The following is a 20,819-nucleotide window of genomic DNA, read 5'->3' as shown; positions in this document are numbered from 1 at the left end:
GGTGACACGCCACGCCATGCGCTCGAGGGGCGCGCGATGACGCGCGAGCACCTCACCCGTACGCCGGGTTGCACTGTCGCGCCAACTCCGGTGGACTACTGCCCACACCAGACCTGGCCAGAACGAGCCAACCGGAAGCGAGGAGAACGTTGAGCGCCACCGCTGGAGGCGGGACCTCCCAGCAGGCCGACAGTCCTGCTGCCAGGCTCGGCATGACCGCCGGCACCGTGGTGCAGGAGCTCGGCTGGGACAACGACACCGACGACGCCCTCCGCGTCGCCATCGAGGACGCCATCGACGCCGACATGGTCGACGGTGACTACGGCAACGTCGTCGACGCGGTCGTGCTGTGGTGGCGCGACGACGACGGCGACCTCGTCGACGGTCTCGTCGACGCCCTGACCGACCTCGTCGGCGGTGGCTCCATCTGGCTGCTGACCCCGAAGGTCGGGCGCCCGGGGGCCGTCGATCCGGCCGACATCACCGAGGCCGCCCCGATCGCTGGCCTCGCGCAGACCACCACGGCCGCCGTCAGCAAGGACTGGTCGGCCACCAGGTTGGTCGCCCCCAAGACGCGTCAGTGATCGCGGACATCTAGTTTGGGGCTGTGCTGAAGCTGTCGCTCGACCCGTTGCTGTCGACCGCTGCCAACGGGCGCACGGCCGCCCAGGTGCTGGTCAAGTCGGGCGTGCTCCGGCCGCTGCTGCCCTCGCAGCTGATCACCCTGGGCCGGGTCCTCGCCGCCTGGGGCACCGGCCCGGCCGGCGGGTTCCACGCGATGGCGGTCCTCGATCCCGACCGTGATGGGCTGGTCGACGAGCTCGGCAGCCTCACCTTCGAGCAGATGCACCGGCGCGGCAACGCGCTGGCCCGTGCGCTGGCCGAGCGAGGCGTCGGCGAAGGTGACGCCGTGGCGGTGATGTGTCGCAACCACCGTGGGTTCGTCGATGCCACGCTGGGCGTCGCCAAGCTCGGCGCCGACCTGCTCTACCTCAACACCGCGTTCGCCGGGCCCCAGCTGGTCGACGTCTTGGAGCGTGAGCGGCCGCGGGCGGTCGTCCTCGACGAGGAGTTCGCCGGCCTTCTCGACGACACCGAGGTGCCACTGCGTCTGCTCGCCTGGACCGAAAGATCTGGACCGCCGGACGACGACGGTCTCGAGACCATCGAGGACCTGGTCCAGCGCTATCCCGACGCCGACCTCGCTGCGCCCAAGCGCCACGCCCGCATCGTGATCCTGACCTCCGGCACCACCGGGACGCCCAAGGCGGCGCCGCGCAACGAGGCCGGGATCGGTGCGGCTGTCTCGCTGCTCTCGCGGATCCCGCTGCGCTACGGGATGCGCACGCACGTCGCGGCTCCGCTGTTCCACACCTGGGGGTTCGCCCACTTCATGCTCTCGGCGCTGATGGGCGAGACGGTGGTGCTGCGCCGCAAGTTCGACCCCGAGGAGTGCTTGCGCGCCACCGAGTCCGAGCGGTGCGAGGCCATGGTGGTCATCCCGGTGATGCTCCAGCGCATCCTCGCCCTCCCGCAGGAGGTGCTGGACTCCTACGACCTGACGCGGGTCGAGGTCGTGGCGGCCTCCGGCTCGGCCCTGCCCGGCGACCTGGCGCTGAGCTGGATGGACCAGTTCGGCGACAACCTCTACAACCTCTACGGCTCGACCGAGGTGGCCTATGCGTCGGTCGCCGGGCCCGACGACCTCCGCGAGGCGCCCGGCTCCGCCGGTCGACCGCCGTACGCCACTGTCGTCAAGATCCTCGACGACGAGGGTCGTGAGCTCCCCGACGGACAGCCGGGTCGCATCTTCGTGGGCAACAAGATGCTGTTCGAGGGGTACGCAGGCGGGGGCCACAAGGAGGTCCGCGACGGGTTGATGGCGTCGGGAGATGTCGGGCGGTTCGGCCTCGACGGACGTCTGTACGTCGAGGGGCGTGACGACGAGATGATCGTCTCCGGCGGCGAGAACGTCTTCCCCGCAGAGGTCGAGGACTGTCTGTCGCGTCACGAGCGGGTGGTCGAGGCGGCGGCGATCGGTGTCGATGACCCCGACTACGGTCAGCGGCTGCGAGCGTTCGTGGTCGCCACGGGGGAGGTGGGCGAGGACGAGCTCCGCGAGTGGGTCAGGCAGAACCTGGCTCGCTACAAGGTGCCCCGCGAGTTCGTGTTCCTCGACGAGCTGCCGCGCAACGCGACCGGCAAGATCCTCAAGCGCGAGCTGGCTGACATGGGACCAGAGAGGCAGCACGACAGATGAACGCGAAGACGAGCGGCATCGCGATCGGCGGGCGGGCACCCGACTTCACGCTGCGCGACCAGTTCGGACAAGACGTCACGTTGTCGTCGTTCGTGGGCTCGAAGGCGGTGTTGCTCGTCTTCTACCCCTACGCGTTCTCCAACGTCTGCACCGGCGAGATGGCCCAGATCCGTAGCCGGCTCGACGAGTTCATGACCTTCGACTCCGAGATCCTGGCCATCTCGTGCGACGCGACCCACTCGTTGCGGGCCTTCGCCGACTCAGACGGGCTCAACTTCCCGCTGCTGTCGGACTTCTGGCCCCACGGCGCGGTGAGTCGCAGCTACGACGTGTTCGACGAGTCGAAGGGTCGTCCGCGGCGGTCGTCCTACGTCATCGACAAGCACGGCGTCGTGCGTTGGTCGGTGCACAACCCGACCTCGATCGGACGCGACCTGGACGAGCACCTCCGTCAGCTCCACCTGGTCGCCGACGAGGTCGCGTGAGGCCCGCAGGAGCGGCGGCCCCTGCCTGACATGGCCCCACCTCTGGGGGTGGGCTAGACCGGGTTGATCAATTTCCCAGGATTGGGCCCTCCGGTGCAGACATGCTTGGAACACGCGGGTAATGTTCTATCCGTCGAACCGCTGGTGACCCGAGACGCCAGCGGTTCGACTCATTTCTGAGGGCTTGAGGTTCTGGGAACGCGTGCACACGCCGGTCACCGGCGAGCCGGCACCCGACGTCCTCGCCCGGCTCGGCTCCGCGTGGTCTGGGACTCTGACCAGACGGCGAGTCAGAGGGACCTGAGCAACGGCGCGACGTCGTGTCCGAAGGTGGTGAGGAAGCCTTGTTGGTCGGTGCCGGGTGCGTGGAAGACGAGGTGGTCGAAGCCTGCTTGGAGGTAGGGGCGGACGGCGTCGACGACCTCGTCGGGGGTGGTGGCGATGATCCAGCGTTGGGCGACCTGTTCGAGGGGGAGCTTGTCGGCGGCGTAGGCCATCTCGAGGGGGTCGTCGAGGCGGTGCTTGTCCTCGGCGGGGAGTGAGAGGGGTGCCCAGAAGCGGGTGTTCTCCAGAGCCTCTTGGCGGGTGGGGGCGTAGGAGAGCTTGATCTCGATCATCCGGGCGATGGCGTCGACGGGGCGTTGGGCGGTGGAGAGGCCGTCGATGACGGCGGGGAGCAGCTTGTCGGTGTAGAGGTCCATGCCCTTGCCGCTGGTGCAGATGAAGCCGTCGGCGACGCGTCCGGCGTACTTGGCCATCACCGGGCCGCCGGCGGCGATGTAGACCGGGACGCCTGCTCCGGTGCCGTCGGGGTTGAGGGGGCGGTCGTAGATGGTCGCGTCCTTGGTGCGGTAGTAGTCGCCTTCGAAGGTGACGCGTTCGTCGGCCCACAGGGCGCGCATCAGGCGGACCGACTCGCGCAGCCGGGCGAAGCGTTCTTTGAAGTCGGGCCACTCGCGCAGTCCGAGGGCGATCTCGTTGAGGGCCTCGCCGCTGCCGAGGCCCAGGATGATGCGGTCGGGGTAGAGCAGGGCGAGGGTGGCGAACTGCTGGGCGAGGACCGCGGGATGGTAGCGGAAGCTGGGGGTCAAGACGCTGGTGCCGAGCACGATGCGTTGGGTGCGTTCGCCGATCGCGGTCAGGCAGGCCAGTGCGCTGGGGCCGTGGCCGCCGATGTGGCGCCAGGGTTGGAGGTGGTCGCTGATCATCACGCTGTCCAGGCCTACCTGCTCGGCCAGCACTCCGAGCTCGACCAGCTCACGCGGACCGAACTGCTCGGCACTGGCCTTGTAACCGATCTGCATTCAGCCGACCTCTCGCCTCGGGGCAGGGATGTGGGGTGCGCTTGCGTACAGAGTGCTGCGCTGGACGGCGACCCGTCCGGCCGTGGTGGCCAGCGCGCGCAGCTCCTCGGGTGTGACCAGCTGGCCGTGGGCGGCGCCGGCGGCGCGGCTGATGTTCTCGTCCATCAGCGTGCCGCCGAGATCGTTGACGCCGGCCGCGAGGAGCTGGCGGGCGCCGCCGTGGCCCAGCTTGACCCACGAGGCCTGGATGTTGTCGACCAGGCCGCGGTAGGCGATGCGGGCCACCGCGTGCATCAGCACCGACTCGCGCCACGTCGGCCCGCGACGGGCTCCGCGCTTGAGGTAGATCGGCGCCGCCATGTGCACGAACGGCAGGGGCACGAACTCGGTGAAGCCGCCCGTCTCCTTCTGGAGGTCTCGGGTGCGCAGGAGGTGCCGGGCCCAGTGCACGGGCCGTTCCACCGAGCCGAACATGATCGTGATGTTGGAGCGCAGCCCCACGGAGTGGGCGGTCCGGTGCGCCTCGAGCCACTCCTCGGTGTCGACCTTGTCGGGACAGAGCACCGCCCGCACCTCGTCATCGAGGATCTCGGCAGCGGTGCCGGGCAGCGAGCCGAGGCCGGCGTCCTTGAGCCTGGTCAGGTAGGACGCCAGCGGCTCGCCGAGGCGCCGCGCGCCCTCGGTGACCTCGAGCGCCGTGAACCCGTGGACGTGGATCTCCGGCACGGCCTGCTTCACCGCGCGGGTGACGTCGACGTAGAAGTCGCCGTCGAACGACGGGTGGATGCCGCCTTGCAGGCACACCTCGGTGGCGCCCCGCTCGGCTGCCTCGACCGTGCGCTGGGCGATGTCGTCGAGGGTGAGCAGGTAGGGCGCGCCGCGCAGGTTGAGCGACAGCGGTCCCTTGGAGAACCCGCAGAACGTGCAGCGGTAGGTGCACACGTTGGTGTAGTTGATGTTGCGGTTGACGACGTAGGTCACGACGTCGCCCACCGCCTGGCGGCGCAGCTCGTCGGCAACGGCGGCAACGGCTGGGACCTCGGGTCCTCGCGCGCCGAACAGGGTGACGATCTCGTCCTCGCCGACCTCCTGTCCCGCGCGTACGCCGGCCAGCACCTCTGCCACGGCTCCCGCGATGCTCACCGGGTCTCCAGATGGTCGCTGCGCGACCTCCTCGACCAACGATGGCGGGTGGGTGTCCGCGCCGGAGTACCAGGCCGTCGACCGCCGACCGATCTGCACGACCTCGGCGCCGGTGCCGACGTTGGCGGCCGCCGCGTGGCGCTCGGGCCAGGTCGCGCCCGGGTCGTCGCGCCCCAGCGACTCGGCGTCGGACCGGTCGAGCACGGGGAAGCGCAGAGCGGGGTCGAGCCAGCGGTCGGGATCGGCGGCGTACTCGGCGTAGATCGTGAGCCGCGGCGTCAGCGCGAGACCGCGTGACTCGGTCGCCTCCCGCAGGGTCGCCACCGCTGGCCACGGTCGCTCGGGGTTGACGTGGTCGATGGTGACGGGCGAGACGCCACCCCAGTCGTCGATGCCGGCGTCGAGCAGCGCGCCGAGCTGGTCGACGTCGGACAGGTTGGGCGGAGCCTGCACGTGTACGTCGGCAGGCATCGCCAGGCGCGCGAGTGCGATGGCGCGCACGTGGTCCTCGGGCGGGCACGGGGCGCTGTGGCGCATCTCGGTGCCGACCTTGGGCAGGAAGTTCTGGACGATCACCTCCTGCACGTGCCCGTGGCGGCGGTGGCTCTCGGCGATCGCCTCCAACGCCTCCAGTCGGTCGGGCTCGGACTCGCCGATGCCGACGAGGATCCCGGTGGTGAACGGGATCGAGAGCTCACCGGCTGCCTCCAGGGTGGCCAGCCGTCGCTCGGGCGTCTTGTCGGGCGCCCCGCGGTGGGCAGCGAGGTCCGGGCGCAGCGACTCGACCATCATCCCCTGTGACGGCGCGACCTCCCGCAGGCGGGCGAGGTCGTCGCGCGAGACAGCGCCAGCGTTCATGTGGGGGAGCAGCCCGGTCTCTTCCAGCACTCTCGCACCCATCGCGACCAGATAGTCGGTGGTGGAGGAGAAGCCGTGCGCCGACAGCCAGTCGCGCGCCTCGGCGTACCGCTCCTCGGGGGCCTCTCCCAAGGTGAACAGGGCTTCGTGGCAGCCGGCCTCCGCTCCCTGCGAAGCGATCGCCATCACCTCGTCGGGCGAGAGATAGGGGCTGGAGATGTGGCGTGGTGCCGTCGCGAACGTGCAGTAGCCGCACCGGTCGCGACACAGCCTCGTCAGCGGGATGAAGACCTTGGGGGAGTAGGTGACGCGGGTGCCCGTCGCCGACCTGCGGACCTCACGCGCCCGCCGCATGAGCTCGTCGGTCGACAGGTCCAGGAGGCTCACGACTGCCAACCGTACTTGCGACTGCTCACTGCTCCGGAGGAGGGAACCCGTGGCGGACGCAGCAGGTCGAGCAGGTTCGGGCGGAGCAGCCCGGGCGGAGGGACCTTCAGGGTGAGGGGCAGGCCGAGCCCCGCGGCACCTTGTAGGGCGCGCCGATCCGGTAGATCCCGGGCTCGGTGGCATGCAGCACGAGCCAGTCGTCGCGGGTGTTGGTCACGGTGGGATCGCTCGCCTGGCCCGAGACGCACGACAGCACCAGGGGCTGGCCGTCGGGCCCAGTGGTGGGCACGGGCCTGCCGACGGCGTCGACCAGGCCGAGCCAGTCGGAGTACGTCACGCGTACGACGATGGGGCCGGGCTCGGGCGTGTAGAGGGTGATCATGGCTGCGTCGAAGCCGAGCACGGTCGCGGGCGCGGAGACGAGCGGGCGCGGATCGCGGACTGCGTAGAGGGTCCAGTCCGCGTTCGACCAGACCTGCTTGAGGAAGGGCAGCCCGGCGGAGACCAGTGCGGCCTCCTGCACGGCCGCGTCGTCGGGAGTAGCGGTCGACAACACGACGAACCGGACGGCCCAGCGACGCAGCCAGAGCCGGTAGGCCTCGGCCGTCAGCGGACGCTCGCGGTAGAACAGGCGGTTGCGCGCGGCGTCGGCCTGGCGGTTCCAGCCCCGGGCGAGGTTGGCATATGGCGCCAGGGCCGCTGCCTCGCGATGGCTCGCGGTCGGCACGACCTCGACGCGACCCAGACCGGCGTTGCGTTCGTGCAGCTGGTCGACCAGCGGGTCGAGGTCGAGGCTCAGCGAGGCCGGGGGTGCTGTGTTGATCGCGTCGTGCGCTGCGAGCCCGACCTGCCACGACGCCGAGGTGATGAGGGCCGCGCCGACCAGCACGGCGGTGGCCGGACGCCCCAGGAGGGTGGCGGCCAGGGATCGAGCCCAGGCCTGCGCCGGAAGGGCCGCCACGAGACCGACGACCGCGAAGATGAGTCCGAGCCGGCTGATGTTGGTGCCGACGGGCGAGGGCACCAGCCAGGCCAGCTGTACGGCGACGAGGTAGACCAGGCCGAGCATGCGCAGCAACCGCCACTCGCGCGGGAACAGCAGCACCGCGGTGAGTCCGGCGACCGTGGGCAAGATGGCGGAGTTCCACGACATCGGCTGGACGCCCGAGAGGGGGAACAGCCACGCCGACACCGCGACCACGAGCACCGGGGGCAGTCCGATGGCGTAGGCCAGCCGGCGTCGGCCGGTCAGCCACAAGGCTGCGGCGACCAGACCGAGGAAGAGACCGGCCACCGCGCTCGCGGCTGTGGTGAGCGCCGTCAGGGCGACGATCACGCAGATGCGCAGCCAGGCGATCGCCGGGCGGCGGTCGCGGTCGGTCGACCAGGCGAACGCAGCAAGCAGGGCGACGAGCCCGAACAGGATCCCGAGGCCGAAGGTCACCCGGCCGGACACGGCGTTGCCGGTCAGCGCGAGCGCACCCACCACGGCCGGCACCATCGGCCGGCTGACGTGGCGGCTCCGCTCGAGCAGCAGGGCCAGCAGGGCCGCGGACAGGGTCCCGGCGACGACCATGGTGGGCCGCACGCCCAGCACGGCCATCAGGTAGGGGGAGATGGCGCTGTAGGACACCGGGTGCATGCCGCCGTACCAAGCCAGGTCGTAGGCGCTTCCGGGGTGGGCCCTGGCGAAGGCCGCCCAGGCGTCCTGGGCCGCGATGTCGCCACCCGGGGTCGCCAGCAGTCGCCACCACAGCAGGTGCAGCACTCCGGCCACGACGGTGGCCACGAACACCGGGCTGCGTCGGAGGGTACGGCCGAGGTCATGCAGGCGTCCGGGTGGCGGCGTGACCGCGACGACGGGAGCCGGTGGCTCCCTGAGGACGGTCACGTCGGCTCCCGGCGCCAGCCCGCGAAGAGCCGGCCCAGCGCGGCCGGCGGGCTCACGGTCCACCTGCCCAGCCGCACGGCCGTCACGGCGAGCAGCACGCCGGTGATGTCGTCGAGCACGTAGTGCCAGCCGAAGTAGACCGTCGCGAGGATCACCCCGGCCAGGTAGAAGCCGAGCGCGATGCTCAGCCGCCGGAGCCCGTAGTAGCGAGCCATCAACAAGACCAAGGTGGTGAATCCGACGTGCAGGCTGGCGAAGGCCCCGAGGCTGACGAACGCGTCTGGCGCTGCGGGGTTGGCCAAGAACGCGGCGCGCTCGGTGAGGTACTCGGCCTGGGTGTCGGTGATGGGGGTGTGCCGCAGCCCGGCGAACTCGGCGGGCACCGCGGCGTAAGGGCCCAGGGTGGGCAGGATGTAGTAGCAGAGGGTGCCCAGGATCCAGGCCCAGGTCGCCGAGCAGAGGAAGACGTAGGCGTGCCGGACCCGGGGGATCAGCGCCAGGCTGCCGACCAGGCCCAGGACGATGACGTAGGTGAAGGACCGGTAGACCACCGCCAGCGCCTCTGCTGCGTAGGACTCGCCGAGGAGCGTGTGCAGCAGGACCCACGGGCTGTGTCCCAAGAACAGCGCGCGATCCCAGGAGAGGAGGTCGTCGTCGCGGAGAGGGTTGAAGGCGTTCCAGCTCTTCAGGTTGCGGTAGCCGAGGTAGACGACGTGGTAGCCGACCAGCCCGCTGACGACCAGCAGGAGCCGCGACATCGTCCAGCGCTCGCGCACGACGGCGGCGACGCTGCGCAGCGACCAGCCCCGCGACCGGGCCCTGAGGACGGCCTCGGCCAGGGCGATCGCCACCAGGAAGACCAGCGCCTTGGCCAGCCGGTTGACGAACATCTGGCCCTCGGGGTCGCGCACCGAGACACCCAGGGCAGCCGAGCGCTCGGCCACGATCGCGACCCAGATGGCCACGATGAGCCAGAACCGCCAGAGGTAGCCGGAGCCAGCCGCAGACGCCTCCGGCGAGACCGACGGTACGTCGGTCAGCCGTGAGCGCCGAGTCGGCGCGGTGTCGGTCATGGCGGGTTCTCCTGCAGTGCACACGTGAGCGGAGACCATCGTCGCAGGACTCCCTCCCGGCGCCTGCATCGTGACACAGCGATCCGGGGAGAGAGCAAGGCGCCCCTTCCCGGGAGAGAGAGGTTCCGGGGCGGGGCGCCGCTTGTTTCATGGTCCGTCAGTAAGGGTGTCCTCTCAACCCCAGGTCTAGGGGCCCGATCGAGTCATGCCCCCTGGGGTCCCTACGGTGTAGTGCGTGAGCGAGCAGCGGAACGCGCCTGGCGAGGCAACCGGCATGTCGATCACTGCCGTCCAGCAGTGGATCATCTCCGTGCTCGCGTTCACGGTGATCGAGCACTTCGCGGCCGGTCTGGCGGTGGCGGCGATCTTCTCCGACGACCAGGACGCCCGCGTCGGGCTCAACGTGCTGGCCGGAGTGACCGGTGTGGTCGCGGTCGGTGCCTTCAGGGCCCTGAGAGCCAAGCGTCTCCTGAGCGTATGGCTGCTGCTCGGCCCGGCGCCCGGCGTGGTCGGGGCCTGGCTCACGTTCCGCTGAGCTCGCCCGAGCCGCCAGGCCAGCGCTTGCTGCCAGGTCAGGGACAGGGGGTGGACACCAAGTGAGCCTATGCTCGGCAGATGAGCGCGCTGGCCGACACGAGGCCGGTCGCACTGGTCGCGGCGGCCCACCCCGGCCCAGCCGCCGCGGTGACCCTGCTGGCAGCGGTGCTCGCGGTGGCAGTCGACATGCCGGCCTCCCGCGTGGTCCTCGTCACGGCGGCCGTGGCGGCCGGTCAGCTGTCCATCGGTTGGAGCAACGACCTCATCGACCTCTCGCGTGACCGGGCCGTCGGGCGACAGGACAAGCCGCTGGCGCTCGGCACCCTCGATCCTCGGGTCGCTGCCGCGGCCTGCGCGGCGGCTGTCGTGCTGTGCGTGGTGCTCTCGCTGATGTGCGGGCTGCCCGCAGGGCTGCTGCACCTGGGGTGCGTCGCGGCCGGCTGGGCCTACAACCTGGGGCTCAAGGCGACCGTGTGGTCATGGGTGCCATACGCCGTGGCCTTCGGCCTGCTGCCCGCGTTCGTCTGGTCGGCCGCGGACCAGACGGGGTCGGTCCCCTGGTGGCTGCTGTCGGCCGCCGCGTCACTCGGAGTGGGAGCGCACCTGCTCAACGTGCTGCCCGACATCGCCGATGACGACGCGACCGGCGTGCGCGGCCTGCCGCACCGGCTCGGTGCCCGGCGCCTACCGGGCGCGGCTGTCGCGGTGCTCGTACTCGGCTCGGTGCTGGTGCTGTTCGGCGCGTCGGTGCCGCTGGTCGTCGCCGTCGCCGGTGTCGTCGTCGTGGCCGCGCTCGCTGCGGTGGTGCTACGCGGCCACGGCAAGGCGCCGTTCGCCGCAGCCGTCGGCATCGCCCTGCTCGATGCCGTGCTCCTCGTGGTGGCGCTGTGACCGGGACGACGGACTGGGACCTCGTGGTCGTGGGTGCCGGGCCCGCGGGATCCTGCGCGGCGCTGGCGGCGCTCACGACTGGGCTCACGACCGCACCGCACCTGCGGGTGCTGCTGCTCGACCGAGCCGACTTCCCCCGCGACAAGAGCTGCGGTGACGGCATCGCGCCCCACGTGCTCGACGCGTTGGCCCGGGTCGGAGCGGCCGACGTCGTCGACGGATGGACGCCCCTGTCCCACTTGGAGCTGGCCCGCGGCGAGGTGTCGGTATCGGGACCGATGACCCGCGAGGTGCACGTCGTGCCGCGCACCGTCTTCGACGCGCGACTGGTGGATCACGCGGTCGCGGCGGGAGCGGTGCTGCAGCGCCGCCGCGTCCGATCCGTCGAGGTCCGCGCCGACCGGGTCGTGCTCGACGGCGAGCTCAGCGCCCGGGTAGTCGTCGGAGCCGACGGTGCGCACTCGGTGCTCCGGCCCACACTCCTCGGCCAGGAGCAGCGCCTGCGGGCGATCGCGATTCGCGGATATGCCCCGACCGCCGAGGCCTGGCGGGGCAGGCAGGTGATCCGCTACGGACCGCGGCCCCAGCCGGCGTACGCCTGGGCCTTCGACCGCGGTGACGGCTGGAGCAACGTCGGGTACGGCGAGCTGCTACCGGGTCCCGAGCGCGGTGCGGGTCCGAGCCGGGCCCTGTTGCTCGACCAGCTGGAGGCGCTGCTGCCTGGCAGCGTGCCCGACGGCAAGGACTGGAAGGGTCACCACCTCCCGCTCTCGGGCTGGAACTGGCGACAGCCCGACGGTCCGATGCTGCTGGTGGGCGACGCCGCAGCGCTGGTGAACCCGATGACTGGCGAGGGGATCTACTACGCCGTCGCGACCGGCATCGCCGCCGGTCGCGCGGCCGCCCGCTGCCTCGCCGAGGGTGAGCCGGGTCGAGCAGGTGCCGTCCACCGTCGTGCCGTGCGTGGCCTGCTGGGCCGCCACCTCAAGCACACCTGGGCCGCCGCCCGGCTGGCCCGCGTGCCGGCCGTCGTGGATGCCGGCATCCGCGCAGCGGGCCGCGACCGCCACGCTTTCGACTCCCTGGTAGAGCTGGGACTGGGCGATGGCCGCATCGGGCCACGCCTTGCCGTGGGTCTGGCCCGCGAGCTGATCCGTCCGTCGGGCCCCGACCACGAGGAGTCGCATGTCGATCCTGTCCGTCCGTAGCGCCCTGCCCGGCAACCGCTACCCGCAGCACGAGCTGACCGAGGCATTCGCCAGGTTCGTCGTGCACGACGGCAACCGCTTCGACGCGGCGGTGATGCGACGACTGCACCGCAACGCCGGCGTGAACACCCGGCACGTCGTGCTGGCGCTCGAGGAGTACGCCGAGCTCGGTGACTTCGGCGAGGCCAACGACAGGTTCATCGAGCACGCCGTCGAGCTCGGCTCGCGCGCGCTTGTCGACGCCCTGAAGGCTGCCGGGCTGACGCCGTCCGACGTCGACCTGATCGTGTGCGCCACGGTGACGGGGTTGGCCGTCCCGTCCCTCGAGGCCCGCATCGCCGCCACGATCGGCCTGCGGCCCGACGTGAAGCGGGTGCCGATGGTGGGTCTGGGCTGCGTGGCCGGCGCGGCCGGCATCGCCCGCGTTCACGACTACCTGCTGGGTCACCCCGACGATGTCGCGGTGCTCGTGTCCGTCGAGCTGTGCTCGCTCACCGTCCAGCGCGACGACGTCTCGATGCCCAACCTGGTCGCCAGTGGGCTGTTCGGCGACGGCGCCGCCGCTGTCGTGGCGACCGGCAGCAACCGGCGTGCCGGACCGGTCGACGTGGTCGCCACCCGCAGCCGGCTCTATCCCGACTCCGAGCGGACCATGGGGTTCGACGTCACCTCGAGTGGCCTGCGGATCGTGCTCGACGCAGAGGTGCCGACGATGGTCGAGCGCTACATCCGCGGTGACGTCGACGAGTTCCTGGCCGACCACGGCCTCTCTCGTACCGATATCGGCTGGTGGGTCTGTCACCCGGGCGGCCCCAAGGTCATCGAGGCCCTGCAAGTCGCGCTCGAGGTGCCGCGCGAGGCCCTGCAGCTGACGTGGGACTCGCTCGCCAGCGTCGGCAACCTGTCCTCTGCATCGGTGCTGCACGTGTTCGAGAGCACCCTGCGAGAGCGGCCACCAGCCGCGGGCAGCCATGGCCTCCTCCTGGCGATGGGGCCCGGCTTCTGCTCCGAGCTGGTGCTGCTCCGGGCAGGGGAGTGAGCCGAGCATGGAGAGCCTGGTTGCCTTCAGCGTCCTGGTCGCCCTGGTGGGCGCCGAGCGGGTCGCCGAGCTCGTCGTCTCCGTCCGCAACGCGGCCTGGAGCCGTGCGCGTGGTGGCGTCGAGACCGGACTGGGGCACTACCCCTTCATGGTCGTGCTCCACACCGGCCTGCTCGTCGGTGCCCTGGTCGAGGCCTGGGTACGCCGACCCGACGTGCCCGCGTGGCTCGCCTGGTCGATGACACTGGTGGTGATCGCCTCCCAAGCGCTGAGGTGGTGGTGCATCGCGACCTTGGGTCGTCGCTGGAACACCCGGGTGATCGTGGTCCCCGGGCTGGCACCAGTGACCGGTGGTCCCTACCGCTGGCTGCGCCACCCCAACTACGTGGCGGTCGTCGTCGAGGGCGCAGCCCTGCCGCTGGTGCACGCGGCCTGGGTCACGGCCCTCGTCTTCTCGGTGCTCAACGCGTTCTTGCTGCGGGTGCGGATCCGCGTCGAGGACTCCGCCCTGGCCACCTTGTCGGGCGGCGGTCGAGTCGATGCGTGACCTCGTCGTCGTCGGCGGTGGGCCCGTCGGGCTGGCCGCTGCGCTGTACGCCGCCCGCGCCGGCCTGGACGTGACCGTCCTGGAGCAGCGGCCCGGTCCCGTCGACAAGGCGTGCGGCGAAGGCCTGATGCCCGGCGCTGTCAGGGACCTCGACACACTCGGCGTCGCGCCACCCGGCCGGGAGCTGGCCGGCATCCGCTACCTCGACGCCTCGCGGTCGGTCGACGCGCCGTTTCGCTCGGGCACCGGTCGCGGCGTCCGGCGCACCGCCCTGCACGCCGCCCTCGCCCGGGCCGTCGACGCGGCCGGAGTGCCCGTCGAGCAGCGCACCGTGGGGCACCTCGCGGTGCGTGAGGGCGACGTCGACGTCGACGGGCTTTCGGCTCGCCACGTGATCGCGGCCGACGGGCTGCACTCCCCGGTGCGCCGGATGCTCGGACTCGAGGGTCCTGCGCCCGGTCGCCGCCGCTTCGGGCTGCGTCGCCACTTCGCGGTGGCGCCGTGGACGCCGTACGTCGAGGTGTACTGGTCGCCTCGCGCCGAGGCGTACGTGACTCCGGTCGCCGACGACTGCGTCGGCGTCGCCCTGCTCGTCGACGGCGGTGGCGACTACGACGACCTGCTCGGTGACCTGCCGCAGCTGCGCGAGCGGCTGGCGGGCGCCGCGGCGACGCGCGTGCTCGGCGCCGGGCCGCTGCGCCAGCAGACGACGCGACGTGTCGCTGGCCGGGTACTGCTGGTCGGTGACGCCGCGGGGTACGTCGACGCGCTCACCGGCGAGGGCATCGCCCTCGGGCTCGCCCAGGCCAGGGCGGCGGTGGCGGCCGTGGGAGCCGGCGACCCCGGAGCATACGAAGCGAGCTGGCGCCGACTGACCCGACGGCACGACCTGCTCACCCGGGGGCTCCTTGCGGCCAGCGCTCGCCCCGCCGTACGCAGCCGTCTGGTGCCGGCGGCGAAGGCGGCCCCGTGGTTGTTCAGGGCAGCCGTCAACCAGGTTGCGAGGCCCACGTGAGCGAGCTCGTGGTCCTCCTCGACGAGCAGGGGGGCGCGATCGGCACGGCCGACAAGGTCGCGGTCCACCACGCCGAGACGCCTCTGCACCTGGCCTTCTCCTGCTACGTCCTGGATCCTGCCGGCCGACTCCTCGTGACCCGGCGTGCCCTCTCCAAGAAGACCTTTCCGGGTGTGTGGACCAACTCCTGCTGCGGACACCCGGCGCCGGGCGAGGCGCTCGACGAGGCCGTGGTGCGCAGGGTGCGGCAGGAGCTCGGCCTCTCGCTGACCGACGTGCGCCTGGTACTGCCCGGCTTCCGCTACCGGGCGGTGATGGACACCGGCGTCGTCGAGAACGAGCTGTGCCCTGTCTACCTCGCGCAGTCCGACGGTGAGGTGAGGGCTGATCGCGACGAGGTCGAGGAGCACCACTGGGAGCCTTGGTCGCAGTTTCGCGAGTCCGTGCTGTCCGGACGGGACGTCTCCGTGTGGTGTCGCGAGCAGGTCGCCCAGCTTCCTGCTGATCTGGCGGGGACACCGTCGCGACCCGCCGAGGAGCTGCCCCCTGCCGCACGTGGCTGAGGCTGGGGACGGCCGGCGTCGCTAGGGTCCCCTCATGCAGGTGCTGAGCGCCGCCGGGCGGCCGATGACCACAGACCAGCTCGACGAGGACGGCACCGGTTGGATCGAGCACGTGCGGGTCCCCGACCTCAGCTGTGGCACGTACTTCATCCCCGCGGGCGGCACCGACGTCCAGGAGCCGCACACCGAGGACGAGCTCTACGTCTGCACCACCGGACGCGCGAGGCTGGTGACGCCGACCGCCTCGTGTCCGGTCTCACCCGGCACCGTCGTGTTCGTCGCCGCCGACGAGGAGCACCGGTTCGTCGACATCGAGGAGGACCTGACGGTGTTCGTGGTGTTCGGTCCCGCGGAGTACTCCCGACGGCCCGAGGGTGACGCTCGATGAGCGTCCTGGTCACCGGCGGCGCCGGCTACATCGGCGGGCACCTGGTGCGCCTGCTCGGCGAGGACGGCTGCGTGGTCGTCGACGACCTGTCGACCGGCTCGCGGAGTCGGATCGGCGCGGCCCCACTCGTCGAGGCGGAGCTGTCGCGAGACGAGACCGTCGAGCTGTTGACCAGCGTGCTGGTCGAGCACGACGTGACGGCCGTGGTGCACCTGGCCGCCCGCAAGCAGGTCGGCGAGTCGGTGGCGCGGCCGGCTTGGTACTACCGCCAGAACATCGGCGGCACCGCCAACGTGCTGCTCGCCATGGAGGCGGCCGGCGTCAAGCAGCTGGTGTTCTCCTCGTCTGCGGCGACCTACGGCAACGTCGATGCCGGCGGCGAGCGGATCGCCGAGAGCCTGCCGACCCGACCGGCCAGCCCCTACGGCGAGACCAAGCTGGTCTCCGAGTGGAACTGCCGCGCGGCCGAGGAGGCATGGGGGTTGCGCTGGGTGGCGCTGCGGTACTTCAACGTCGCGGGGTCGGGGTACGACGACCTCGGCGACCCGGCCGTCCTCAACCTGATCCCGATCGCGCTGTCGGCGCTGACGCGCGGTGAGCAGCCGAAGGTGTTCGGCAACGACTACGACACACCCGACGGCACCTGCATCCGCGACTACATCCACGTGCAGGACCTGGTCGAGGCGCACGAGACCGCCCTGGGCTGGATCGCGAGCGAGGCCTACGACCAGACGACCGACCGGATCTTCAACGTCGGCACCGGTCGAGGTGCGTCCGTCCTCGAGGTGCTCTCGATGATCGCCGAGGTCTCGGGACTCGACGTACGCCCTGAGATCGTCGACCGCCGGCCCGGCGACCCGGACCGGCTCGTGGCCGATCCCGAGCTGATCGCCCGACACATGGGCTGGCGCGGACGCCTCGACCTGCGCGAGATGGTCGACTCTGCGTGGCGTGCCTGGGGCTGAGGTCGGTGGGCGCAGCAGGGATCGAACCTGCGACATCTTGCTTGTAAGGCAAGCGCTCTACCGCTGAGCTATGCGCCCCGGACCGTTTCGGACCGCGCACAGACTAGGACAGTCGCCGGGCGACGCACGATTTGTGCGACGTGCTGGGCTATGCGGCTTCCCCGTCGTCCCTGTGTCGGCCGAGTCGGCGAGTGCCGGTGTGGTCGACGAGGTAGAGCGCGCCAAAGGGGTCTTGCCAGACCTCGATGCCCGGGAAGGGTTGCTTGACCTGCCACCCGGCAAACGTCTTGATCCGGTGATGTAGGACGGTCATCTTGGCGTAGTTGCCGATGCGGGACTGACCAGCACCCTTTGCCGCCTTGCCCTTGCGGTAGGCGATGGTGTGGTCGATCTGTTGAGCCCGACTGATGTTGGGTGAGTGGGGGAAGGTGTCGGCCGGCCCCATCAGGTGCACGGCCTCGCGATGTCGGTCGGGGATCTCGTAGCCGTCGACGGGAGCTTGGCCTTCGATGTCGAGGACGGGCTGGACGGTGAACCTGGCGCAGGGGCCGAGGTGCTCGCGGATCCAGGTCTCGGTGACGGGGCCGTGGTCCTCGACTCTGCCGATGTCGGTGGTGTCGGCGCCGGCGTAGGTGTGGACGTAGAGGACGACCGCGGGCATCAGGTCGGCCAGGTCCACAGCCGGCTTGCTGGCTGGCGGTTGCTGGTCGGCCAGCCACTGCTGGTAGCGCTGGAGGAGGTCGAGGGCGTGGACCGGGTTGGCCAGGACCAGCACGGCGGTGACGCGGCGATCGTCTTCACTGCGGGCGTCGCCGAGGTGGGCCAAAGCGGTGGCGAAGTAGGCGACGGCGGCGTCGAGCTTGGCGATGACGCCGAGGTTGGCCCGCACGTAGAAGCCGCGCATGCCGTCCTCGGTGGACGAGGTGGCCTGGGCGAACTGACGCTTGGCCTCGACACGTTCGTGCTCGGCGGCTGCCGCGGGATCACTGGCCTTGACGGCCGCTTCGACGAGGGTCTCGAACCTGGTCCAGGGGATGCGGCCGTCGGCGGACTCCACGGTGCGTTCGTCGACGTAGTCTGCCTGCTCGCGGGTGAGGTTGCGGGTCCTGCGGGCGATGTAGCGGGCGTAGGACACCTTGACCTGCAGCGCCTCGACCCTGGCCTGCAACCTGGGGAGGCGGTGGGCGATGTCCAACGCGTCGGCCATCAGCTCGCGGGCGGCATGGGTGGAGATCCCCAGTCGCCCACCGAGGGCGGCGGGGGAGAACTCCGCGACCAATGGTGTCCCGACGCCGCCGAACCGGCGTGGCCGTTGGCCACCGGGCGCCCGAAGCTGCCAGCCGGGGATCGAGTGCTCGTCGTTGATGATCGCGTGCTGCCTGGCCGCGCGCAGGATCGCCACCTCGGTCTGGCGCTGCTGTCGGGCCAGCGCGTCGACGTGGTCGAGCAGCTCACCACCCGACATGCCGTCCAGACCCCCGAGATCCATACCGAGAAGTCAAACAGGGACCACCGACATCGATGCCGTCAAAAGCCCTCCGGAACCAAGGAATGTCCACCATGCGGGCCACCAATTTCGAGCCGTTCGAGTACCGACTCCTGACGAGCTCCATGACGCGCTAACTTGCGGTAGCCGCGCAAAGGAGGCCCGATGGGCAAGGTGGTCATGTACAGCTCGGTGTCCGTGGACGGCTTCGTCGCCGACGAGAACGACCAGCCCGGACCGCTGTTCGACTGGTTGACGAGTGGCGATGTCGCGTTGGACGACGGCGGGTACCTGAAGGTGTCGCAGACGTCCTACGACTACACCAAGCCGTACTGGGGCCAGATCGGGGCCACCGTCGTCGGCCGCCATGTCTTCGACCTGACGGACGGCTGGGACGGGGAGCCTCCGGGCGGGGTCGACCACGTGGTCGTCGTGACGCACCGGCCGGCGCCGGAGGGGTGGGATCCCGCCGCGCCGTTCCACTTCGTCAACGGCGTGGAGGAAGCGGTGGCCAAGGCGCAGCAGCTCGCGGGTGATCGCATCGTCGAGGTCGCCGCTGGCGACGTCGGTGGCCAGGTACTCGCGGCGGGGCTGGTCGACGAGGTGCGCATGGACGTCGTGCCGGTCGTGTTCGGGTCCGGCAAGCGCTACTTCGGGTCGGTCGCCGCGCAGCACCTGCTGGGCGATCCTGACGTGGTGATCCAGAGCAACCGGGTGCTGCACCTGAGCTATCGCGTGTCGCCACCCGCCTGAGGGGTGAGGCCGCACCAGGTGTCATCGTGATACCTAAGTGCGATGCAGACAGCGCAGCAACAGGTGGTCGAGCCTCGGCGTGCCTCGATGACGCGCGAGATGGTCGTCACTCTCCTCGCCTGCTCCTTGGCCTGTTTCGCGGTGGTCGCGGCCTTCGGGGTCGTGGTCCAGCAGGACCGCTCACCGATGGACGGCTTCGACCAGTGGGGTCGGCAAGCCGAGGACTGGGCCGACAACCATACGATCCTGCTCACGGCACTGCGCGTGGTCGAAGTCGGCTTCGCCACCGTCGGCATGATCGCCTGGACCACGCTCATCGTCGTGGCCGTGGTCGGCCGGAGGCGCTATCGGGCGGCAGGTTTCGCGATCGCCGTGATGGTCGTGACATCGGTTGCCACGACAGGCCTCAAGCTGTGGTTGCGGCGGGACCGCCCCGAGTGGCAGTACACGACGGACCTCCTCAATACCCACTCCTTCCCCTCCGGCCACGCCTCCTCGAGCGCGGCGCTCGCCGGCATCCTGGGCTTTCTGGCCTGGAGCCTCGTGGGACCGGGTCCCAGGCGCACGGCGCTGACGGTCCTGGCGATCGTGGTCTGGGTGACCGTCTGCTTCGACAGAGTGCTGCTGGGCCGGCACTTCCCCACCGACGTGGTGGCAGGTTCCTTTCTCGGAGTCGGGGTCCTCCTGCTCGGCATCGCCGTGTTCGACCCGGCTAGGGTGCGCGTCCGTGGCCGAGCAAAGCCTGGTGTCGACAGTTCGGGCCGCGTTGCGGGAGGCAGGTGACCCCGACATCGCGGCCGGGCAGCAGGCCTACATGAAGTCGTCGATGCCGTACTACGGCCTCCCTGCGCCTGTGCTGAAGCGAGTGCTTCGACCGATCCTGACCGAGCACGCGCCCCAGGACCGCGAGACCTGGGAGGCGACGGTGCGCGAGCTGTGGGACGACGCCACGCACCGCGAGGAGAGGTACGCCGCCACCGCGCTGGCCCGCCATCGTGCAGCCCGGCCGTGGCAGGACCCGGAGTCACTGGGGCTGTACCGGCACCTGGTGGTCACCGGCGCGTGGTGGGACCACGTCGACGAGATCGCCTCGCACCTCGTCGGCGACGTGCTCGCCGGCCATCGAGCGGAGGTCACGCCGGTGATGCGCGCCTGGGCCCGTGACGACGACCTGTGGGTCCGGCGTACGGCCGTGCTCAGCCAGGTCCGGCACCGCGGCGACACCGACACCGACCTGCTGCACGACGTCGTCGCCGCCAACCTCGACGACACCTCGTTCTGGTTGCGCAAGGCGATCGGCTGGGCGCTGCGGGACTACTCCAGGTCTGATCCGGAGTGGGTGCGCAGCGAGGTCGACCGGCTGGGGCCGCGGCTGAGCGGGCTCTCGCGACGCGAGGCGATCCGGCGGCTGCCCGCCTCGGCCAGCGCGTAGGCGAAGTCGAGGACACCACGCAGGGCAGGCGGGGTCCGGTCGAGGGGCATCTCGGCAGCCAGCGCCGCGGCCAGCCGGCGCTTGCGCCCCGACTTGGTGCCGAAGAAGCGATGCAGCTGCTCAGGCAGCGACCGCTCGCGCTGTGCCGGCTGCTGCTGCAGCGTCCGGAGCAGGGGCAGCTCGCCTTGGCTGCTGATCACGTCGATGAGAGCGTCGGTGCCGAGCGCCCGGATGAGCTCGTCCTCGAGATCTCCGTCGCACACGAAGAACCCCAGCGCAGCAAGCTCGTCGCGCGTCTCCACGTCGTGTCCGCGACGCCGTAGGGCCCGGGCGACGAACCGCATCTCGGCGCCGTCGCACAGGCCGGCCACTGGCATCGTGTCGTACTCGTCGAGGAACCGACCGATGTTGGTGACCCCGCCCATCGACACGACCCGCACCGTCGGACCCAGCTCTGGGCGCACACGGTGGGAGTCGAGTCCGAGACGGCGACCCAGCACCTCCAGCACGACGGCGTCACTCGCTCCCTCGACGAGGACCACGCAGCCGGGTTGGTCGGTCACGAGATCCGATCCTCCCCGCAGTTGCGAGGGT

The 20,819-nt window shown here is 70.9% G+C and carries 21 protein-coding genes and 1 tRNA gene; 15 read left to right on the top strand and 7 right to left on the bottom strand.

The window, feature by feature from the left end:
• Positions 1 to 149: 149 nt before the first annotated feature.
• Genes ISU10_RS03920 through ISU10_RS03910 form a run of 3 tightly spaced genes read left to right on the top strand, consistent with a single transcriptional unit; the run spans position 150 to position 2,745 of the window.
• Entirely contained in the window at positions 150 to 584 is a 435-nt protein-coding gene (locus ISU10_RS03920) for a DUF3052 domain-containing protein (RefSeq protein WP_228499397.1), read from the top strand.
• Positions 585 to 607: 23 nt separating this feature from the next.
• Entirely contained in the window at positions 608 to 2,260 is a 1,653-nt protein-coding gene (locus ISU10_RS03915) for an AMP-binding protein (RefSeq protein ID WP_370864701.1), read from the top strand.
• The gene (locus ISU10_RS03910; protein ID WP_194695053.1) at positions 2,257 to 2,745 is read left to right on the top strand and encodes a peroxiredoxin; all 489 of its coding nucleotides are present in this window, start codon (positions 2,257 to 2,259) and stop codon (positions 2,743 to 2,745) included. Before ISU10_RS03915 ends, ISU10_RS03910 begins: the two co-directional genes overlap by 4 nt.
• A gap of 290 nt (positions 2,746 to 3,035) precedes the next feature.
• Here ISU10_RS03910 and fgd read toward each other — a convergent pair whose 3' ends face one another.
• The 4 genes from fgd to ISU10_RS03890 form a co-directional block, all read right to left on the bottom strand.
• Positions 3,036 to 4,049 carry a glucose-6-phosphate dehydrogenase (coenzyme-F420) gene (fgd, locus tag ISU10_RS03905; protein ID WP_194695052.1) on the bottom strand — a complete coding sequence of 338 codons (1,014 nt, stop codon included), beginning with the start codon at positions 4,047 to 4,049 and terminating at the stop codon, positions 3,036 to 3,038.
• Positions 4,050 to 6,437 (bottom strand): bifunctional FO biosynthesis protein CofGH, encoded by a 2,388-nt coding sequence (locus ISU10_RS03900; RefSeq protein ID WP_370864700.1) that lies wholly within the window; start codon positions 6,435 to 6,437, stop codon positions 4,050 to 4,052. It lies immediately after the preceding gene.
• 106 nt (positions 6,438 to 6,543) lie between these two features.
• Entirely contained in the window at positions 6,544 to 8,328 is a 1,785-nt protein-coding gene (locus ISU10_RS03895; protein ID WP_228499394.1) for a DUF8823 domain-containing protein, read from the bottom strand.
• Positions 8,325 to 9,401, bottom strand: coding sequence for a phosphatase PAP2 family protein (locus ISU10_RS03890; RefSeq protein WP_194695050.1), 1,077 nt, complete (start codon positions 9,399 to 9,401; stop codon positions 8,325 to 8,327). The genes ISU10_RS03895 and ISU10_RS03890 overlap by 4 nt, the downstream gene beginning before the upstream one ends.
• Before the next feature lie 235 nt (positions 9,402 to 9,636).
• Here ISU10_RS03890 and ISU10_RS03885 point away from each other — a divergent pair, with 235 nt between their 5' ends.
• The 9 genes from ISU10_RS03885 to galE all read left to right on the top strand — a co-directional run bounded on the left by ISU10_RS03885 (position 9,637) and on the right by galE (position 16,554).
• The gene (locus ISU10_RS03885) at positions 9,637 to 9,936 is read left to right on the top strand and encodes a hypothetical protein (RefSeq protein ID WP_194695049.1); all 300 of its coding nucleotides are present in this window, start codon (positions 9,637 to 9,639) and stop codon (positions 9,934 to 9,936) included.
• An 80-nt stretch (positions 9,937 to 10,016) separates the two neighbouring features.
• Positions 10,017 to 10,829, top strand: a complete 813-nt coding sequence (locus tag ISU10_RS03880) for a UbiA family prenyltransferase (protein WP_194695048.1) — start codon at positions 10,017 to 10,019, stop codon at positions 10,827 to 10,829.
• On the top strand, positions 10,826 to 12,037 hold the full coding sequence (locus ISU10_RS03875) for a geranylgeranyl reductase family protein (RefSeq protein WP_194695047.1): 1,212 nt from the start codon (positions 10,826 to 10,828) through the stop codon (positions 12,035 to 12,037). Before ISU10_RS03880 ends, ISU10_RS03875 begins: the two co-directional genes overlap by 4 nt.
• Complete coding sequence (locus ISU10_RS03870; protein WP_194695046.1) at positions 12,015 to 13,076, top strand: type III polyketide synthase; 1,062 nt, start codon at positions 12,015 to 12,017, stop codon at positions 13,074 to 13,076. The genes ISU10_RS03875 and ISU10_RS03870 overlap by 23 nt, the downstream gene beginning before the upstream one ends.
• Before the next feature lie 7 nt (positions 13,077 to 13,083).
• Positions 13,084 to 13,623, top strand: coding sequence for an isoprenylcysteine carboxyl methyltransferase family protein (locus ISU10_RS03865; protein WP_194695045.1), 540 nt, complete (start codon positions 13,084 to 13,086; stop codon positions 13,621 to 13,623).
• On the top strand, positions 13,616 to 14,638 hold the full coding sequence (locus tag ISU10_RS03860; protein ID WP_194695044.1) for an NAD(P)/FAD-dependent oxidoreductase: 1,023 nt from the start codon (positions 13,616 to 13,618) through the stop codon (positions 14,636 to 14,638). The genes ISU10_RS03865 and ISU10_RS03860 overlap by 8 nt, the downstream gene beginning before the upstream one ends.
• Complete coding sequence (gene idi / locus ISU10_RS03855; protein ID WP_194695043.1) at positions 14,635 to 15,201, top strand: isopentenyl-diphosphate Delta-isomerase; 567 nt, start codon at positions 14,635 to 14,637, stop codon at positions 15,199 to 15,201. Before ISU10_RS03860 ends, idi begins: the two co-directional genes overlap by 4 nt.
• Positions 15,202 to 15,235: 34 nt before the next feature.
• Positions 15,236 to 15,589 (top strand): cupin domain-containing protein, encoded by a 354-nt coding sequence (locus ISU10_RS03850; protein ID WP_228499392.1) that lies wholly within the window; start codon positions 15,236 to 15,238, stop codon positions 15,587 to 15,589.
• The gene (gene galE, locus ISU10_RS03845) at positions 15,586 to 16,554 is read left to right on the top strand and encodes a UDP-glucose 4-epimerase GalE (protein ID WP_194695042.1); all 969 of its coding nucleotides are present in this window, start codon (positions 15,586 to 15,588) and stop codon (positions 16,552 to 16,554) included. The genes ISU10_RS03850 and galE overlap by 4 nt, the downstream gene beginning before the upstream one ends.
• Positions 16,555 to 16,560: 6 nt before the next feature.
• Here the strand turns inward: galE and ISU10_RS03840 are convergent.
• Positions 16,561 to 16,632, bottom strand: a tRNA-Val gene (locus ISU10_RS03840).
• A 70-nt stretch (positions 16,633 to 16,702) separates the two neighbouring features.
• The gene (locus ISU10_RS03835) at positions 16,703 to 18,043 is read right to left on the bottom strand and encodes a DUF222 domain-containing protein (protein ID WP_194695041.1); all 1,341 of its coding nucleotides are present in this window, start codon (positions 18,041 to 18,043) and stop codon (positions 16,703 to 16,705) included.
• 162 nt (positions 18,044 to 18,205) lie between these two features.
• Here ISU10_RS03835 and ISU10_RS03830 point away from each other — a divergent pair, with 162 nt between their 5' ends.
• The 3 genes from ISU10_RS03830 (at position 18,206) to ISU10_RS03820 (ending at position 20,225) form a co-directional block, all read left to right on the top strand.
• Positions 18,206 to 18,793, top strand: a complete 588-nt coding sequence (locus ISU10_RS03830) for a dihydrofolate reductase family protein (protein ID WP_194695040.1) — start codon at positions 18,206 to 18,208, stop codon at positions 18,791 to 18,793.
• Positions 18,794 to 18,880: 87 nt separating this feature from the next.
• Positions 18,881 to 19,576 carry a phosphatase PAP2 family protein gene (locus tag ISU10_RS03825; protein WP_194695039.1) on the top strand — a complete coding sequence of 232 codons (696 nt, stop codon included), beginning with the start codon at positions 18,881 to 18,883 and terminating at the stop codon, positions 19,574 to 19,576.
• Positions 19,521 to 20,225, top strand: coding sequence for a DNA alkylation repair protein (locus ISU10_RS03820; protein WP_194695038.1), 705 nt, complete (start codon positions 19,521 to 19,523; stop codon positions 20,223 to 20,225). Before ISU10_RS03825 ends, ISU10_RS03820 begins: the two co-directional genes overlap by 56 nt.
• Here ISU10_RS03820 and ISU10_RS03815 read toward each other — a convergent pair.
• Positions 20,108 to 20,788: an SDR family oxidoreductase gene (locus tag ISU10_RS03815; RefSeq protein WP_194695037.1), complete on the bottom strand. Its 681-nt coding sequence runs from the start codon at positions 20,786 to 20,788 to the stop codon at positions 20,108 to 20,110. The genes ISU10_RS03820 and ISU10_RS03815 overlap by 118 nt on opposite strands.
• Positions 20,789 to 20,819: the final 31 nt, after the last annotated feature.

The organism is Nocardioides agariphilus, from assembly GCF_015352445.1.
Lineage (GTDB): Bacteria > Actinomycetota > Actinomycetes > Propionibacteriales > Nocardioidaceae > Nocardioides > Nocardioides agariphilus.
This window is presented reverse-complemented; position numbering and strand designations above follow the sequence as displayed.

Bases quoted from the DNA above. Each gene is read 5' to 3' on its own strand.
- ISU10_RS03830 (WP_194695040.1), top strand. From the start codon at position 18,206: ATGGGCAAGGTGGTCATGTACAGCTCGGTGTCCGTGGACGGCTTCGTC.
- ISU10_RS03910 (WP_194695053.1), top strand. From the start codon at position 2,257: ATGAACGCGAAGACGAGCGGCATCGCGATCGGCGGGCGGGCACCCGAC.
- ISU10_RS03825 (WP_194695039.1), top strand. From the start codon at position 18,881: ATGACGCGCGAGATGGTCGTCACTCTCCTCGCCTGCTCCTTGGCCTGT.
- galE (WP_194695042.1), top strand. From the start codon at position 15,586: ATGAGCGTCCTGGTCACCGGCGGCGCCGGCTACATCGGCGGGCACCTG.
- ISU10_RS03850 (WP_228499392.1), top strand. From the start codon at position 15,236: ATGCAGGTGCTGAGCGCCGCCGGGCGGCCGATGACCACAGACCAGCTC.
- fgd (WP_194695052.1), bottom strand. From the start codon at position 4,049: ATGCAGATCGGTTACAAGGCCAGTGCCGAGCAGTTCGGTCCGCGTGAG.
- ISU10_RS03870 (WP_194695046.1), top strand. From the start codon at position 12,015: ATGTCGATCCTGTCCGTCCGTAGCGCCCTGCCCGGCAACCGCTACCCG.
- ISU10_RS03835 (WP_194695041.1), bottom strand. From the start codon at position 18,043: ATGGATCTCGGGGGTCTGGACGGCATGTCGGGTGGTGAGCTGCTCGAC.
- ISU10_RS03865 (WP_194695045.1), top strand. From the start codon at position 13,084: ATGGAGAGCCTGGTTGCCTTCAGCGTCCTGGTCGCCCTGGTGGGCGCC.
- ISU10_RS03880 (WP_194695048.1), top strand. From the start codon at position 10,017: ATGAGCGCGCTGGCCGACACGAGGCCGGTCGCACTGGTCGCGGCGGCC.
- ISU10_RS03860 (WP_194695044.1), top strand. From the start codon at position 13,616: ATGCGTGACCTCGTCGTCGTCGGCGGTGGGCCCGTCGGGCTGGCCGCT.
- ISU10_RS03890 (WP_194695050.1), bottom strand. From the start codon at position 9,401: ATGACCGACACCGCGCCGACTCGGCGCTCACGGCTGACCGACGTACCG.